A 15,197-nucleotide genomic window follows, 5' to 3' on the forward strand; every position below is an offset into this window, starting at 1 on the left:
GTGATCTGGATCACATTCCCTCAAGGCTGACTCCTTTCAGCACCCCATATTTATGTGCCTGAAAAGTCATTAAAACTTTAGTCACAGCGAGGACAAAACAAACTACCATATTTTCAACATGCGGGTAACATTATTGGTTAATGTCGCGATATCTGACATAACCAGCGATCTATGCTGTGAAAGAGCGTAGCGCCAGCAGTGCTTTTCCTTTACATTACGCGTGCGTCTGCCATCTTCATTTGCCTCACTTGCGGAGTTTCGCGTGGCTCAATCCCTGTTCGACCTTCCGACCTATTTCAAATTCTTTATTGGGCTGTTCGCGCTGGTTAACCCGGTAGGGATTATTCCGGTGTTCATCAGTATGACCAGCTATCAGACCGCGGTCGCCAGAAACAAAACTAACCTGACCGCCAACCTCTCCGTAGCCATTATTTTGTGGACGTCGCTGTTCCTTGGCGATGGCATTCTCCAGGCATTTGGCATCTCTATCGATTCATTCCGCATCGCCGGTGGCATTCTGGTGGTGACGATAGCTATGTCGATGATCAGCGGCAAGCTGGGGGAAGATAAGCAGAATAAGCAGGAAAAGTCAGAAAGCGCGATCCGCGAGAGCGTAGGGGTCGTCCCGCTTGCCCTGCCATTAATGGCGGGGCCGGGGGCAATCAGCTCAACGATTGTCTGGGGCACGAAATACCACAGCTGGGGGCATTTGATAGGTTTTTCTATCGCCATTGCGCTGTTTGCCCTGTGCTGCTGGATGGTGTTTCGCATTGCGCCGTGGCTGGTTCGCCTGCTCGGGCAAACCGGGATTAACGTCATCACGCGTATTATGGGCCTGTTGCTGATGGCGCTGGGCATCGAATTTATTGTCACCGGCCTTAAAGCGATTTTCCCGGGGCTGTTAACTTAGGCCGTCTGAAACTTTCATATGAAAAAGCAGAATTTCGATTCTGCTTTTTTTATGTCAAAAAAGTACCAAAAGAGGATTTTTAATAAGGGCCTAATGCAAAAATCAGCAATCTATCTATAAGAAAATGCTTTGGAAACCGGGGATTATCCATACGCATCGGATAAATCTGTACGGAAAAGCTGCAATCGCTTTGTTATTTAATTCACACCATACAATCGCACTTGATGCGCACTAATTGAGATGATATTAGTTAATCAAGCCTTCCCGTAGAGGAATGTGCTAAAAATAATCAATTGTTAAGTTTTTGTTGGTAGAAATGTGATAGCAGAATGTTTGAGACTTACCCTCACGCAAATCTCCAGTAGTTCATTGATTTTTAAACTGAAAATTCGATGATCTCTATCGCAGTATGCCCTTCAAAAATCCGCTCCGCAGTTGATAAAAGAGAAATGGTTAACAAATTTGCAAATTGTATTGGCGGGACCTGGGTGCTTTTGATACTTTCCGGGCAAAACAATTCGCTGAAAAACGTTTCATTTCCAGTTGAGTTTACATGACGAGTGGACACGTTTATTAACGGTGCCGCCTCAGAACCAGCCTCGGTACAGGGTAGGCTGGTAAGAATCGACGGATCAGGATGCCAACAAGAGCGTCTCAATAAAAAAGTCGGTGATAGCGAGCAGTAAACAGCAGTAATCCCTTACACACGCTTAACGCTCCGCGCGGTTGGGGACCCCAAGGGGAAGAGGCTGGCCTCAGGGCCGGTAATTATAATGAGTGGAGTAACAACACAATGTCCATCATCACAAAAAAAAGTCTGGTAGCAGCAAGCATTTTAACCGCACTGATCGCGGGCAACGCAGCCTGGGCGGCAGACGTCCCGGCAGGTGTACAACTGGCAGAAAAGCAGACTTTGATCCGTAATAACGGTGCAGAGCCACAGTCGCTTGACCCGCATAAAATTGAAGGCGTACCAGAGTCAAACGTCAGCCGCGACCTCTTCGAAGGCCTGTTGATCACCTCCCCGAAAGATGGTCACCCAATTGCGGGCGTGGCGGAATCCTGGGAGAACAAAGATTTTAAAGTCTGGACCTTCCATCTGCGTAAAGATGCAAAATGGTCCAACGGCGAGCCGGTTACCGCACAAGATTTCGTTTATAGCTGGCAGCGCCTGGTGGATCCAAACACCGCTTCGCCTTATGCGAGCTATCCGCAGTACGGCCATATCGTTAACGTTGATGAGATCATCGACGGTAAGAAAAAACCAGCTGAACTTGGCGTGAAGGCCATTGATGAGCACACGCTGGAAGTCACCCTGAGCGAGCCTGTTCCCTACTTCTATAAATTACTGGTTCACCCATCCCTTTCTCCTGTTAACAAAGCAGCGATTGATAAATTTGGCGAAAAGTGGACGCAGCCTGCGAATATTGTCAGCAACGGCGCATATAAACTTAAAGACTGGGTTGTTAACGAACGTATCGTTATGGAGCGTAACCCTGAGTACTGGGATAACAAAAAAACCGTTATCAACCAGGTTACCTATCTGCCAATTTCATCTGAAGTAACCGATGTGAACCGCTACCGCAGCGGTGAAATCGACATGACCTATAACAACCTGCCAATTGAGCTGTTCCAGAAGCTGAAAAAAGAGATCCCGGCAGAAGTCCGCGTCGATCCTTATCTGTGTACCTACTATTACGAAATTAACAACCAGAAAGCGCCGTTCACCGATGCACGCGTTCGTACCGCGCTGAAGCTGGGCCTGGATCGTGACATCATCGTTAATAAAGTGAAGGCGCAGGGCGACCTGCCAGCCTACGGCTACACGCCGCCTTACACCGATGGCGTTAAGCTGACCAAGCCTGAGTGGTTTACCTGGTCTCAGGAAAAACGTAACGAAGAAGCGAAAAAACTGCTGGCCGAAGCGGGCTACACCAAAGACAAGCCGCTGACCTTCAATCTGCTTTACAACACCTCAGACCTGCATAAGAAACTGGCGATTGCCGCGGCTTCCATCTGGAAGAAAAATCTGGGCGTGGACGTTAAGCTGGTAAACCAGGAGTGGAAAACCTTCCTGGATACCCGTCATCAGGGTAACTATGACGTAGCGCGTGCCGGCTGGTGTGCGGACTACAACGAACCAACCTCCTTCCTGAACACCATGCTGTCCGACAGCTCTATGAACACCGCGCACTATAAGAGCCCGGCGTTCGATGCGATCATGGCTGAATCTGTGAAAGCAACCAGCGATGCCGAGCGTGTTGCGGCTTACGAAAAAGCTGAGCAGCAGCTGGGTAAAGACTCCGCCATCGTTCCGGTTTATTACTACGTGAACGCCCGTCTGGTGAAGCCATGGGTTGGCGGTTATACCGGCAAAGACCCGCTGGATAATATCTACGTAAAAGATATGTATATCATCAAACATTAATGGCAAATTGTGGGGCAGGGCCTGAGGCCTTGTCCCACCGTGTCTTATTTCATCGCACTCTCAAGGCACAGGCCAGAAGGTACGGGCAATGTTGAAATTTATTCTGCGTCGCTGTCTGGAAGCAATTCCGACACTCTTTATTCTTATAACCATCTCCTTCTTCATGATGCGTCTTGCGCCGGGGAGCCCTTTTACCAGCGAGCGCGCGCTGCCGCCGGAAGTAATGGCGAACATTGAAGCCAAATATCATTTAAACGATCCGATCACCACCCAGTATTTCAGCTATCTCAAGCAGCTGGCCCACGGTGATTTTGGACCGTCATTCAAATATAAAGATTATTCGGTGAACGACCTGGTGGCAGCGAGCTTCCCGGTTTCCGCTAAATTAGGCGCGGCTGCATTTATCTTCGCCGTCGTTTTAGGCGTGCTCGCAGGCGTAATAGCCGCACTGAATCAAAATACCAAATGGGATTATGCCGTGATGGGCGTCGCCATGACGGGGGTGGTTATCCCCAGTTTCGTGGTGGCTCCGCTGCTGGTGCTGATATTCTCTATTACCCTCAGATGGCTACCGGGGGGCGGATGGAACGGCGGGGCGCTGCAATACATGATCCTGCCGATGGTTGCGCTCTCCCTGGCCTATATCGCCAGCATCGCGCGTATTACCCGTGGGTCAATGATTGAGGTGCTGCACTCAAACTTTATCCGCACCGCCCGCGCCAAGGGTTTACCGATGCGCCGCATTATCATTCGCCATGCGCTGAAGCCCGCGCTGCTTCCCGTCCTCTCTTATCTGGGCCCGGCATTTGTTGGCATCATCACCGGCTCGATGGTTATCGAAACCATCTATGGCCTGCCGGGCATCGGCCAGCTGTTCGTCAACGGAGCGCTGAACCGCGACTACTCGCTGGTTCTGAGCCTGACTATCCTGGTCGGCGCGCTGACTATTCTGTTCAATGCGATTGTTGACGTGCTGTACGCCGTTATCGATCCGAAAATCCGTTACTAGGGCTGGAGTTCGCTATGATGTTGAGTAAGAAAAACAGCGAAGTGCTGGAAAACTTTAGCGAAAAGCTGGAGGTTGAAGGCCGCAGCCTGTGGCAGGATGCACGCCGTCGCTTTATGCACAACCGCGCTGCGGTTGCCAGCCTGGTTGTGCTGGTGCTGATTGCGCTCTTCGTGACCTTTGCGCCGATGCTGTCGCAGTTCACCTATTTCGATACCGACTGGGGCATGATGTCTGCGGCCCCGGATATGGAGTCCGCGCACTACTTTGGCACGGATTCATCGGGCCGTGATCTGCTGGTTCGCGTGGCCATCGGCGGGCGTATCTCGCTGATGGTAGGTGTTGCCGCCGCGCTGGTTGCGGTAGTCGTCGGGACGTTATACGGCTCGCTGGCGGGCTATCTGGGCGGTAAAACCGACTCCGTAATGATGCGCCTGCTGGAAATCCTTAACTCCTTCCCGTTTATGTTCTTCGTGATCCTGCTGGTGACCTTCTTCGGACAAAACATCCTGCTGATCTTCGTGGCTATCGGCATGGTCTCCTGGCTGGACATGGCGCGTATCGTGCGCGGCCAGACGCTGAGCCTCAAGCGTAAAGAGTTCATCGAAGCAGCGCAGGTCGGTGGGGTTTCTACGGCGAATATCGTGGTGCGACATATCGTGCCAAACGTGCTGGGTGTCGTAGTGGTGTACGCCTCGCTGCTGGTGCCGAGCATGATCCTGTTCGAATCCTTCCTTAGCTTCCTCGGTCTGGGTACCCAGGAGCCGCTGAGCAGCTGGGGCGCATTGCTGAGCGACGGCGCAAACTCGATGGAAGTGTCGCCGTGGCTGCTGCTGTTCCCGGCGGGCTTCCTGGTCGTCACGCTGTTCTGTTTCAACTTTATCGGCGATGGCCTGCGTGATGCCCTCGACCCGAAAGATCGTTAAGGAGTGCCGCGATGAGCACAATTGAAAATCCAGCGGTGGTCACGCCGCTGAACCAGGCTTCTGCGTTACTCAACGTGAAAGATCTGCGCGTCACCTTCGGCACGCCGGACGGCGATGTTACCGCGGTAAACGATCTGAACTTCAGCCTGCGCGCCGGTGAAACCCTCGGCATCGTAGGCGAATCAGGGTCGGGAAAATCCCAGACCGCATTCGCCCTGATGGGCCTGCTGGCGGCAAACGGCCGCATTGGCGGCTCCGCAAAATTTAACGGCAAAGAGATCCTTAACCTGCCTGAAAATCAGCTCAACCGCCTGCGGGCAGAGCAGATCTCCATGATTTTCCAGGATCCGATGACCTCCCTGAACCCGTATATGCGCGTGGGCGAGCAGCTGATGGAAGTCCTGATGCTGCACAAAAATATGGGTAAGGCAGACGCCTTCGAAGAATCCGTCCGTATGCTGGATGCGGTGAAAATGCCTGAAGCGCGTAAGCGCATGCGCATGTTCCCGCATGAGTTCTCCGGCGGCATGCGCCAGCGCGTGATGATCGCCATGGCGCTGCTGTGCCGGCCAAAGCTGCTGATTGCCGATGAGCCAACCACGGCGCTGGACGTCACCGTTCAGGCGCAGATCATGACGCTGCTCAACGAGCTGAAACGCGAATTTAACACCGCGATTATCATGATCACCCACGACCTGGGCGTTGTGGCGGGCATCTGCGACAAGGTGCTGGTGATGTATGCCGGTCGCACCATGGAATACGGTAAGGCGCGCGATGTTTTCTACGAGCCGGTTCACCCGTACTCCATCGGCCTGCTGAATGCCGTACCGCGCCTTGATGCGGAAGGGGAGTCGCTGCTGACCATTCCGGGCAACCCGCCGAACCTGCTGCGCCTGCCAAAAGGCTGCCCGTTCCAGCCGCGCTGCCCGTACGCGATGGAAATCTGTAATACCGCTCCGCCGCTGGAGCACTTTGGTGAAGGCCGCCTGCGCGCCTGCTTTAAGCCGGTGGAGGAGCTGGTATGAACGCCGTAACAGAAGAAAGAAAAGTCCTGCTGGAGATTGCCGATCTTAAAGTCCATTTCGACATTAAAGACGGTAAACAGTGGTTCTGGCAGCCGTCGAAGACCCTGAAAGCCGTAGACGGCGTCACCCTGCGCCTGTACGAAGGGGAGACGCTGGGCGTGGTTGGCGAATCCGGCTGCGGCAAATCAACCTTCGCCCGCGCCATTATCGGCCTGGTGAAGGCTACCGATGGCCGCGTGGCCTGGCTGGGTAAAGATCTGCTGGGGATGAGCCAGGACGAGTGGCGCGACGTGCGCAGCGATATCCAGATGATTTTCCAGGATCCGCTGGCGTCGCTTAACCCGCGTATGAACATCGGGGATATTATTGCCGAGCCGCTTCGCACCTATCACCCGAAGATGCCGCGTCAGGAAGTGCGTGACCGCGTGAAGGCGATGATGATGAAAGTTGGCCTGCTGCCGAACCTCATCAACCGCTACCCGCACGAGTTCTCCGGTGGGCAGTGCCAGCGTATCGGTATTGCTCGTGCGCTGATACTCGAGCCAAAGCTGATCATCTGTGACGAGCCCGTATCGGCGCTGGATGTGTCAATTCAGGCCCAGGTGGTGAACCTGCTGCAAAAACTTCAGCGCGAGATGGGGCTGTCGCTGATCTTTATCGCTCACGATCTGGCGGTGGTAAAACACATCTCTGACCGCGTGCTGGTAATGTATCTTGGCCATGCGGTGGAGCTGGGCACCTACGATGAGGTCTACCACAACCCGCTGCATCCTTACACTAAAGCGCTGATGTCGGCGGTGCCGATCCCGGACCCGGATCTGGAGAAGAATAAGGTTATCCAGCTGCTGGAAGGGGAGTTACCGTCGCCTATCAATCCCCCGTCAGGCTGCGTCTTCCGTACCCGCTGCCCAATAGCCGGGCCGGAGTGTGCGAAAACGCGCCCGGTGCTGGAGGGCAGTTTTAAACATGCCGTTTCCTGTCTGAAGGTTGACCCGCTATAATCGCGCAGGGCTGGCATGATGCCAGCCCTCTTCATTTGTGAGGTCACTAAAACCGTGTTAATCCAGACCGTGCGTCAGCGGCTTTACCGTCTGCTTTTCGATCAAAGAACCCGTTCTGGACGCCGTTTTGAAGCCCTGTGCGGGGCGCTGGCCTTGCTCAGCGTCATCGCGGTGTTTATCGAATCCGCTCTGGGGACGCAGTACCATCCCACGTATCAGCAATGGCAGCTATTTGTCTTTCTCGAGCTGGGCTTCACGCTGATTTTCACCCTCGAATATCTGCTGCGGGTATTCTGCTGGCCCAACCCCGCGAAATATGTTTTCAGCTTCTGGGGCTTTATCGACCTGGCGACAATTCTGCCGCTCTACGTTTTATGGCTGTGGCCCGAAATCGGCGTGAATTACGTCTTTGCCTGGCGCGCAATGCGGGCGATTCGCGTACTACGTATTTTAAAGCTCCTGCGCTACATGCCTTCTCTAAACTCACTCTGGCTGTCGATAATCAAGGCGCGGCATCAGCTGATCCTCTTTTACGCCTTCATTTTGATTGTCATGGTCGTGGCCGGGGGCCTGATGTACGGCATTGAAGGGCCGCCGAATGGGTTTACCACGCTGGGAACGTCAGTTTACTGGGCCGTGGTGACGGTGACGACGGTAGGCTACGGCGATATTACGCCGCATACCGGCGCAGGAAGAATGGTGGCGTCGATCCTGATCCTGATTGGCTACTCGGTAATTGCGATCCCGACAGGGATTATTACGGCACACATGACGACGGAATTTCAAAAGCAGCGTAGTGCCCGTGAATGCCCGAAATGCCGCCGGGGTAATCACGACGCTGAGGCACATTATTGCAAGGTTTGCGGCTGCGAACTGCCGAAGCTGTAGGGAGAAGGGTGGATTGGCGTCGTCCACCCTAAAAGCTGATTATTCGCGCCAGAGGATATGGCAGAGCTTGTGGTCTTTTTCACGGCACAGCAGCACACGCGCGAAGATATCGTTCAGTTCGCCGCCGTCGGTATCGGCCAGGCCAATCACGACTTCCGCAAAGAAGTCCGGGTTGAGGTCGAAATCGACGTGCTCCTGCCAGTCTTCCGCCGGGTCGAACAGTTCTGCGCCGCCGCGCTCTTCAAACTGTAAGTTGAAGAGAATGACGTCGGCGGGATCGAGGTTATCCATCGCCAGTTCAAGAAATATGTCGTAGGCCTGCTCCAGCGTTTCGTCTTCTGTCAGGCGGTTATTCAGATCCATTTCCATTTTTACATCCACTTATCGAGAGCTGATGCGCCACGTTTTACAGCAACGGGCTAAAGAAGTAAAACAGTCGCTCAACCACGCGCTGCCACAGCGGACGCTTCAGCCACAGGCGGGCATCCACGAGCCGTGAACGGGAAATATAGTCGTCCTGCACGGACGCCAGATCGCTGGCAAAACCGGCGTCGTCGATAACCATAGTTATTTCAAAATTGAGCCACAGGCTGCGCATGTCCAGGTTCACCGTCCCCACAAGGCTAAGCTGCCCGTCAACCAGCACGCTCTTCGTATGCAGCAGGCCGCCTTCAAACTGATAGATTTTCACGCCAGCGGCAAGCAGCTCGGTGAAGAACGCGCGGCTTGCCCAGCCGACCAGCAGTGAGTCATTTTTACGCGGCACGATAATGCTGACATCAACGCCACGCTGGGCGGCGGTGCAGATAGCGTGTAGCAGGTCGTCGCTGGGCACAAAGTAGGGCGTGGTCATAATGAGGTTTTCGCGCGCCGCATACACCGAAGTCAGCAAAGCCTGATGGATCAGATCTTCCGGGAAGCCGGGGCCCGAGGCAATCGTATGGATGGTATGGCCGCTTGCTTCCTCAAAAGGCATGATATTGACGTCCGGCGGCGGGGGAAGGATGCGTTTGCCGGTTTCGATTTCCCAGTCGCAGGAATAGACAATCCCCATGGCCGTCGCCACCGGGCCTTCCATGCGGGCCATAAGATCGACCCACTGGCCCACGCCAGCCTCCTGTTTAAAGAAGCGGGGGTCTACCAGGTTCATGCTGCCGGTATAGGCGATGTAGTTGTCGATCATCACCATTTTGCGATGCTGGCGTAAATCCATGCGCCGGAGGAAGACACGCATCAGGTTAACTTTTAGCGCCTCGACTACCTCGACGCCCGCATTGCGCATCATGTTCGCCCACGGGCTGCGGAAAAAGGTCACGCTGCCTGCCGAATCCAGCATTAGCCGACAGTGAATGCCCCGGCGTGCCGCGGCCATCAGCGATTCAGCCACCTGGTCCGCCATCCCGCCCGGATGCCAGATATAAAACACCATCTCGATGTTGTGGCGGGCGAGCTGAATATCGCGAATAAGCGCCTGCATGGTTTCGTCGGAGCTCGTCAGCAGCTGCAGCTGGTTGCCCTTGACGCCAGCGATGCCCTGACGGCGTTCGCACAGCTGAAAGAGCGAAGTGGCGACCTCGCTGTTTTCTTCGGCAAAGATATGTTTGTAGCTTTTAAGATCGCTCATCCATTTGGCCGTAGACGGCCACATTGCGCGGGCGCGCTCGGCGCGACGCTTGCCGAGGTGCAGTTCACCAAACGACAGATAAGCGATAATCCCCACCAGCGGCAGGATATAGATGATCAGCAGCCACGCCATCGCGGATGGCACGGCGCGACGCTTCATTAAAATTCGTAACGTAACCCCGGCAATTAATAGCCAGTAGCCTAAAATGACCAGCCAACTAACCACCGTATAGAAGGTTGTCATACCCTAAAAATCCTTTTGAATTCGTATGTTTTCGAGTTTACGCACAACCGCTGTCTGTTAACACTAAAAGTACACGCAAAACGGCTGGTTTGCCGGGAAGAAGGATCTATAATGGCGTGTCTAAATGAAAGAAGAGTCGTAAAAATGAGGCGTAGCAGAACGGAGGTCGGGCGCTGGCGAATGCAGCGTCAGGCACAGCGGCGCAAGGCGCGCTGGCTGGAAGGTCAGTCACGCCGCAACATGCGCATCCACGCCATCAGAAAGTGCCATGTCAATAGACAGCGCAACTCGCTGCTGTTTGCCATTCACGATCGCTGGGCGTAAAGAAAAGGGCACCGCCAGCGGTGCCCTGAATATTTCCGAAGCCTGTCAGTCCGTTAATGGAATTGGAAGAATGTGTACCAACTGCTAATTTAAAGGCATGGGCAATTAACATCCCGCCCTCAAATTTGCAGCAAGGGATACACAATGATGACATCGCTATTCAGAACGACAAGCCAGGCCAGCAGAAACTACGGCGCTGCGCTGTGGGCCGGATTTCTCGGCGGTAACCTGTCCAGCTTCGTTAAGTGGGGGACAGAAAACCCCATGCCGCCACGCACGCCCGATCGCGCCATTCCACCGGCTGAAATGCTTCAGGATCTGGGATTCAAAGTTAACGAAATGGTCTATCACTACTCCGGGCATATCGTTAACTGGGGTGTGGCAGGCGTGCACCACATGTTCTCGATTTTATTCGCAATGTTTTACTGCCTTGTCGCAGAAGTCTTTCCCGCCATTAAGCTCTGGCAGGGCGCAGCCTTTGCCATTCTGGTTACCATAGGCTTCCACGGCATTTTCCTGCCGGTATTTCACTGGGCACCCCCTATCTGGCAGCTTCCCTTTGACGAGCTGTTATCAGAAACGGTAGGGCACATTCTCTGGATGTGGGCCATCGAGGTGGTTCGCCGGGACGTTCGTAATCGCATCACGAAAAAGCCCGATCCCGAGTTTCAGTAGGCCGCAACCCGAAAAGATATAAAAAAAGGGCGCTTCAGCATATGAAGCGCCCTTTTCGATGGTGCTATTCCTACAGGTATTTCGTTGCTCAGAACACCTGTTTATAGGGCTTGACCGCAACCTGTTTGTACACGCCAGCAGCGATATACGGGTCCGCTTCCGCCCAGGCCAGGGCTTCTTCCAGCGAATGAAATTCTGCAATGACCGTGGAGCCCGTAAAACCGGCAGCCCCCGGATCGTTGCTGTCTACGGCGGGCATCGGCCCGGCAGTCAGCAGACGGCCTTCATCACGTAATAGTTGTAAACGCGCCAGATGAGCGGGGCGTACGGCCTGGCGCTTTTCCAGTGAGTCGGCGTTATCTTCTGCATAGATGACATACAGCACGGGCAGAACTCCTTTTGAAATGGGTTGTAAAATACCGTAAGTGATTGGCGGCAGGACTGCAATTGAAACATAAACAGGATGTTAAATCTCTGACGCAGATGCGCGAATTTGCGGCATTCAGGGAGAAAAAGTCGCCCTCAGGGTAATGCGTTATTGAATATGATTGCTATTTGCATTTAAAATTACCGCCTGTTTAAGACATCGAAGATATTATGACGTCAATGACCCTTGATTTACCTCGCCGCTTCCCGTGGCCGACCGTGCTCTCCGTCGTGCTGCACGGTGCTGTAGTTGCGGGGTTACTTTATACCTCGGTACATCAGGTTATTGAGATGCCTGCCCCCGCTCAGCCCATCAGCGTTACCATGGTTGCGCCCGTCGATCTTGAACCGCCGCAGCCGGAAGTCGTTCAGCCGCCGCCGGAGCCGGTTGTTGAACCGGAGCCCGAGCCTGAACCGATCCCTGATCCGCCGAAAGAAGCGCCGGTGGTGATTCATAAGCCTGAGCCAAAGCCGAAACCTAAGCCGAAGCCAAAACCGGTGCATAAAGTCGAGAAGCCGAAGCGCGAGGTCAAGCCCGTTGAGCCTCGTACCGCGCCAGTGCAAAGCACTGCGCCTGTTCGACCGACGCCTGCGGCGAAGCCTTCTCCAGCGACGAATTCTGCTCCCGTAGCTACCGGGCCGCGTCTGCTCAGCCGTAATCAGCCAGCTTATCCCCAGCGCGCGCTTGCGCTGCGAATTGAAGGCAACGTGCGCGTGAAGTTCGACGTCGACGCTAACGGCAGCATCAGCAACGTCTCTATTCTCTCAGCTAAGCCATCAAACATGTTTGAGCGGGAAGTGAAGCAGGCGATGAAGAAGTGGCGCTACGAAAGCGGCAAGCCGGGGCAGGGGCTGACGGTGAACATCGTCTTCCGCATCAACGGCGGCGCGACAGTCGAATAACAAAAAACCTCCCGATGGGAGGTTTTTTTTCAGGCCTGCTGCGGCAGCTGACGGGGCTTACCGTCATTGTCGACGGCAACGTAGATGAAAATAGCCTCCGTCGCCTTATAGCGCTGGCCGATAGGCTCAGAGGAAACCTTTTTTACCCATACTTCCACATTAATAGTGATCGACGTGTTGCCGCGCTTAATACAGTTTGCGTAGCAGCACACCACGTCGCCTACCGCGACGGGCTTCAGAAACGTCATACCGTCAACGCGCACGGTGACCACGCGGCCTTTGGCAATTTCTTTTGCCTGGATCGCGCCGCCCATATCCATCTGCGACATTAACCAGCCGCCAAAAATATCGCCGTTGGCGTTGGTGTCTGCTGGCATCGCCAGCGTGCGCAGGACCAGTTCGCCCGCCGGGGCCGTATGGCTCATTTCTCTTCCTTAAGAATATTGATGAATTTCATCGTGTTTAAACTCATTTAATTTTCATTTGGCAAATTCGCCGCAAAGCTGCTCTGTGCTTAGTCTTGGCATTCACGGTCGACACAGGAGTGTACGCGGTGCTAACTGATACAAAGCTAAGAAAATCCCCTGGTAAGCGTCGAGAGAAGGTTGAAGTTCTGTCAAACGCGCATGGGCTTAATGCCCGTCTTTCTATTACTGATGGAGTAGCGTTCTTCTACAGGACCGATGGCAAGGCAAGGCGTGAAGCTGTCCGTCGGGGATTATCCGACCGTAACTTTATCTCAGGCCAGAGAAAGAAGGCAACAATTTAGAGCCTGGTCTGACCGTCTTGTTTGTGCCAGAAGCGGAATGTGTTTACATCACGCTGCATTTACTTATAGGTGCAGGGCAACTGGATAATCACGGCCCGGCAGAGGGTTTCTTTTGTAATGAAGAGAGTAACAGCCGATCTCCAGGGCATGCCTGATAAATAGAGCGGTTTCCTTTGTTAGTTGAACTCACTGCATGCGTAACGGCTGATCCTTATCTGCAACAGGGATCAGCCTTTTTAAAGATTAATGAGAGGTCTGCGTTGGCCTGACTACTATTTCATTTACGTCTACATTATCTGGCTGCTCGATAACGTATCGTACTGCCCGACCTATCGCATCGGGCTGCAAAGCAATGGAACGATAGCTTTTCATCGCTTCAGCTGCTGTTGGATCGGTGATGCTGTTGGCAAGCTCGCTTTCGACTACACCTGGATGTACACACGTCACCCTTAGCTGACTATTCTCCTGACGTAATCCATCAGAAATAGCCCTCACTGCAAACTTTGTCGCACAGTAAACAGCAGCGGTTGGAGACACGGTCAACGCACCGACTGAAGCTATATTAATGATATGCCCGGATGCACGCTCCAGCATCGATGGTAATACTGATGCGATACCATAAAGCACACCTTTGATATTAACATCAACCATTTGCTCCCATTCATCTACTTTAAGCGAGGCCATAAGTGACAGCGGCATAATACCGGCGTTATTGATGATTACATCAACTCGTCCCCATTTCGCCAGGGCATAGTCAGTAAACTGCTGTACTGATTTCCGGCAAGTAACGTCGAGCATATGGCTGTCAACTTCTGCACCGTAAAAACGTAACTCCTCCGCTAGCTGAGCTAAACGCTCTTCGCGACGAGCTCCCAATAACAGAATTGCATCAGTTTTCGCCAGTTCCAGCGCAATTCCTGCACCAATACCACTGGATGCGCCGGTAATTAAGATCACTTTCTTAGTCATAATTCATCTCCTGATGTTGTCGTGCTGGTGATCTTACGCTGGGCAGACTATAAACATAATCCGCCTATTACTTAACAGACTCGTAACGATGGCTAACCAATGACAGTTGATAAAAACGCACTTGAGGTATTTGTACTGGTTGCTCAAACTCGCAATTTTCGTATAGCCGCAGAGCGGTTGGGCGTGACGCGTTCGGCTATTAGTCAGACATTGCGTCGGCTGGAAGAACAACTGACTATTTCACTGATGCAACGGACAACACGGAGTATTAACCTGACTGAAGCAGGACAGCAGCTTTATGACGAGGTCGCTCCCGCTATTGAACAACTTAATTGCGCAGTGACAGACATCGCTGAGCAGAATGCGGAACCGCGTGGTCAGCTTCGGCTGGCTGTATCATCAATTGCTGAACGGATAATTGGTGGAAAATTGCTGGCAGATTTTATTTCCGCGTACCCAAAGATCGAACTGGAAATTACTATCACCGATGATGAGTTCGATATTGTGGAGCAGGGCTACGATGCTGGCGTGCGACTCGGAGAGGTTATCGCACAAGATATGATTGCGATCCCGGTTTCAACCATGCAACGGCAAGTCGTAGTAGCCTCCCCGGGCTATATTAAGCAATATGGCGTTCCGCAACATCCCAATGAGTTGATCAATCATCGCTGTATTGGCTGGCGAAAATCCCCAGGTATTGCACCTTATCGTTGGGAGTTTGCCGAACAAGGACGTGATTTTGACGTGAATGTAAGCCCTCAACTCACTACCAATGATATGGGGGTGATGATTCGTACGGTTTGCGCAGGTGGCGGAATAAGCTTTGGCATGGCAGAAACTTTTCAGCCATTTATCGACCGTGGAGAACTGGTATCGCTTTTAGATCGCTGGCTACCTACTTTTCCGGGCTTTTATCTCTATTTCTCTGGCAGGAAACATCTGGCACCAAAGGTCAGAGCATTTATCGATCATGTCAGGATGTGAAAGGTTTTAAGTTTGAATAGGCGAATTGTAGAAGATATTCCATCGCCATTTACTATGGGGGAAGTGAAAGCGCTAATGCCTGTTTGCACTCAAATC

The 15,197-nt window shown here is 53.1% G+C and carries 16 protein-coding genes and 1 pseudogene; 12 read left to right on the forward strand and 5 right to left on the reverse strand.

Annotated features, from left to right (window positions below; genetic code table 11):
- Positions 1–262 precede the first annotated feature (262 nt).
- The 7 genes from AAE045_RS04240 (at position 263) to AAE045_RS04270 (ending at position 8,184) form a co-directional block, all read left to right on the forward strand.
- On the forward strand, positions 263–910 hold the full coding sequence (locus AAE045_RS04240; protein ID WP_455424686.1) for a MarC family protein: 648 nt from the start codon (positions 263–265) through the stop codon (positions 908–910).
- Between the two features lie 793 nt (positions 911–1,703).
- A complete protein-coding gene (oppA, locus tag AAE045_RS04245; RefSeq protein ID WP_455546618.1) occupies positions 1,704–3,338 on the forward strand; it encodes an oligopeptide ABC transporter substrate-binding protein OppA in 1,635 nt (544 codons plus the stop codon).
- An 88-nt stretch (positions 3,339–3,426) separates the two neighbouring features.
- The gene (oppB, locus tag AAE045_RS04250; RefSeq protein ID WP_455424684.1) at positions 3,427–4,347 is read left to right on the forward strand and encodes an oligopeptide ABC transporter permease OppB; all 921 of its coding nucleotides are present in this window, start codon (positions 3,427–3,429) and stop codon (positions 4,345–4,347) included.
- Positions 4,348–4,361: 14 nt separating this feature from the next.
- A complete protein-coding gene (gene oppC, locus AAE045_RS04255) occupies positions 4,362–5,270 on the forward strand; it encodes an oligopeptide ABC transporter permease OppC (protein WP_455424683.1) in 909 nt (302 codons plus the stop codon).
- A gap of 11 nt (positions 5,271–5,281) precedes the next feature.
- Positions 5,282–6,295 carry an oligopeptide ABC transporter ATP-binding protein OppD gene (gene oppD, locus AAE045_RS04260; protein ID WP_455546619.1) on the forward strand — a complete coding sequence of 338 codons (1,014 nt, stop codon included), beginning with the start codon at positions 5,282–5,284 and terminating at the stop codon, positions 6,293–6,295.
- Entirely contained in the window at positions 6,292–7,296 is a 1,005-nt protein-coding gene (gene oppF, locus AAE045_RS04265; protein WP_455546620.1) for a murein tripeptide/oligopeptide ABC transporter ATP-binding protein OppF, read from the forward strand. Before oppD ends, oppF begins: the two co-directional genes overlap by 4 nt.
- Before the next feature lie 15 nt (positions 7,297–7,311).
- Positions 7,312–8,184, forward strand: coding sequence for an ion transporter (locus AAE045_RS04270; protein WP_455546621.1), 873 nt, complete (start codon positions 7,312–7,314; stop codon positions 8,182–8,184).
- 39 nt (positions 8,185–8,223) lie between these two features.
- On the opposite strand, the gene AAE045_RS04275 is transcribed toward AAE045_RS04270, so the two are convergent.
- Complete coding sequence (locus AAE045_RS04275; RefSeq protein WP_455546622.1) at positions 8,224–8,553, reverse strand: HI1450 family dsDNA-mimic protein; 330 nt, start codon at positions 8,551–8,553, stop codon at positions 8,224–8,226.
- A gap of 37 nt (positions 8,554–8,590) precedes the next feature.
- Complete coding sequence (cls, locus tag AAE045_RS04280) at positions 8,591–10,051, reverse strand: cardiolipin synthase (RefSeq protein WP_455546623.1); 1,461 nt, start codon at positions 10,049–10,051, stop codon at positions 8,591–8,593.
- Positions 10,052–10,195: 144 nt separating this feature from the next.
- Between cls and AAE045_RS04285 the strand changes: the two genes are divergently transcribed.
- Together AAE045_RS04285 and AAE045_RS04290 are read left to right on the forward strand one after the other, a co-directional pair.
- Complete coding sequence (locus AAE045_RS04285) at positions 10,196–10,375, forward strand: YciY family protein (RefSeq protein ID WP_455546624.1); 180 nt, start codon at positions 10,196–10,198, stop codon at positions 10,373–10,375.
- 147 nt (positions 10,376–10,522) lie between these two features.
- The gene (locus AAE045_RS04290; protein ID WP_455547159.1) at positions 10,523–11,050 is read left to right on the forward strand and encodes a YagU family protein; all 528 of its coding nucleotides are present in this window, start codon (positions 10,523–10,525) and stop codon (positions 11,048–11,050) included.
- Between the two features lie 88 nt (positions 11,051–11,138).
- Here AAE045_RS04290 and AAE045_RS04295 read toward each other — a convergent pair whose 3' ends face one another.
- A complete protein-coding gene (locus AAE045_RS04295) occupies positions 11,139–11,435 on the reverse strand; it encodes a YciI family protein (protein ID WP_455546625.1) in 297 nt (98 codons plus the stop codon).
- 221 nt (positions 11,436–11,656) lie between these two features.
- Here AAE045_RS04295 and tonB point away from each other — a divergent pair, with 221 nt between their 5' ends.
- On the forward strand, positions 11,657–12,379 hold the full coding sequence (gene tonB, locus AAE045_RS04300) for a TonB system transport protein TonB (RefSeq protein WP_455547160.1): 723 nt from the start codon (positions 11,657–11,659) through the stop codon (positions 12,377–12,379).
- A gap of 29 nt (positions 12,380–12,408) precedes the next feature.
- On the opposite strand, the gene yciA is transcribed toward tonB, so the two are convergent.
- Positions 12,409–12,804: an acyl-CoA thioester hydrolase YciA gene (gene yciA, locus AAE045_RS04305; protein ID WP_202308401.1), complete on the reverse strand. Its 396-nt coding sequence runs from the start codon at positions 12,802–12,804 to the stop codon at positions 12,409–12,411.
- Between the two features lie 128 nt (positions 12,805–12,932).
- Here yciA and AAE045_RS04310 point away from each other — a divergent pair.
- Positions 12,933–13,155 (forward strand): annotated as a pseudogene (locus AAE045_RS04310) (Arm DNA-binding domain-containing protein); the annotation flags it as partial.
- A gap of 236 nt (positions 13,156–13,391) precedes the next feature.
- Here the strand turns inward: AAE045_RS04310 and AAE045_RS04315 are convergent.
- Positions 13,392–14,117: an SDR family oxidoreductase gene (locus AAE045_RS04315; RefSeq protein ID WP_455546626.1), complete on the reverse strand. Its 726-nt coding sequence runs from the start codon at positions 14,115–14,117 to the stop codon at positions 13,392–13,394.
- A gap of 99 nt (positions 14,118–14,216) precedes the next feature.
- Between AAE045_RS04315 and AAE045_RS04320 the strand changes: the two genes are divergently transcribed.
- Complete coding sequence (locus tag AAE045_RS04320) at positions 14,217–15,101, forward strand: LysR family transcriptional regulator (protein ID WP_455546627.1); 885 nt, start codon at positions 14,217–14,219, stop codon at positions 15,099–15,101.
- Positions 15,102–15,197: the final 96 nt, after the last annotated feature.

Origin of the sequence: Dryocola clanedunensis (assembly GCF_038405435.1) — a bacterium.
Taxonomy (GTDB): Bacteria; Pseudomonadota; Gammaproteobacteria; order Enterobacterales; family Enterobacteriaceae; genus Dryocola; species Dryocola clanedunensis_A.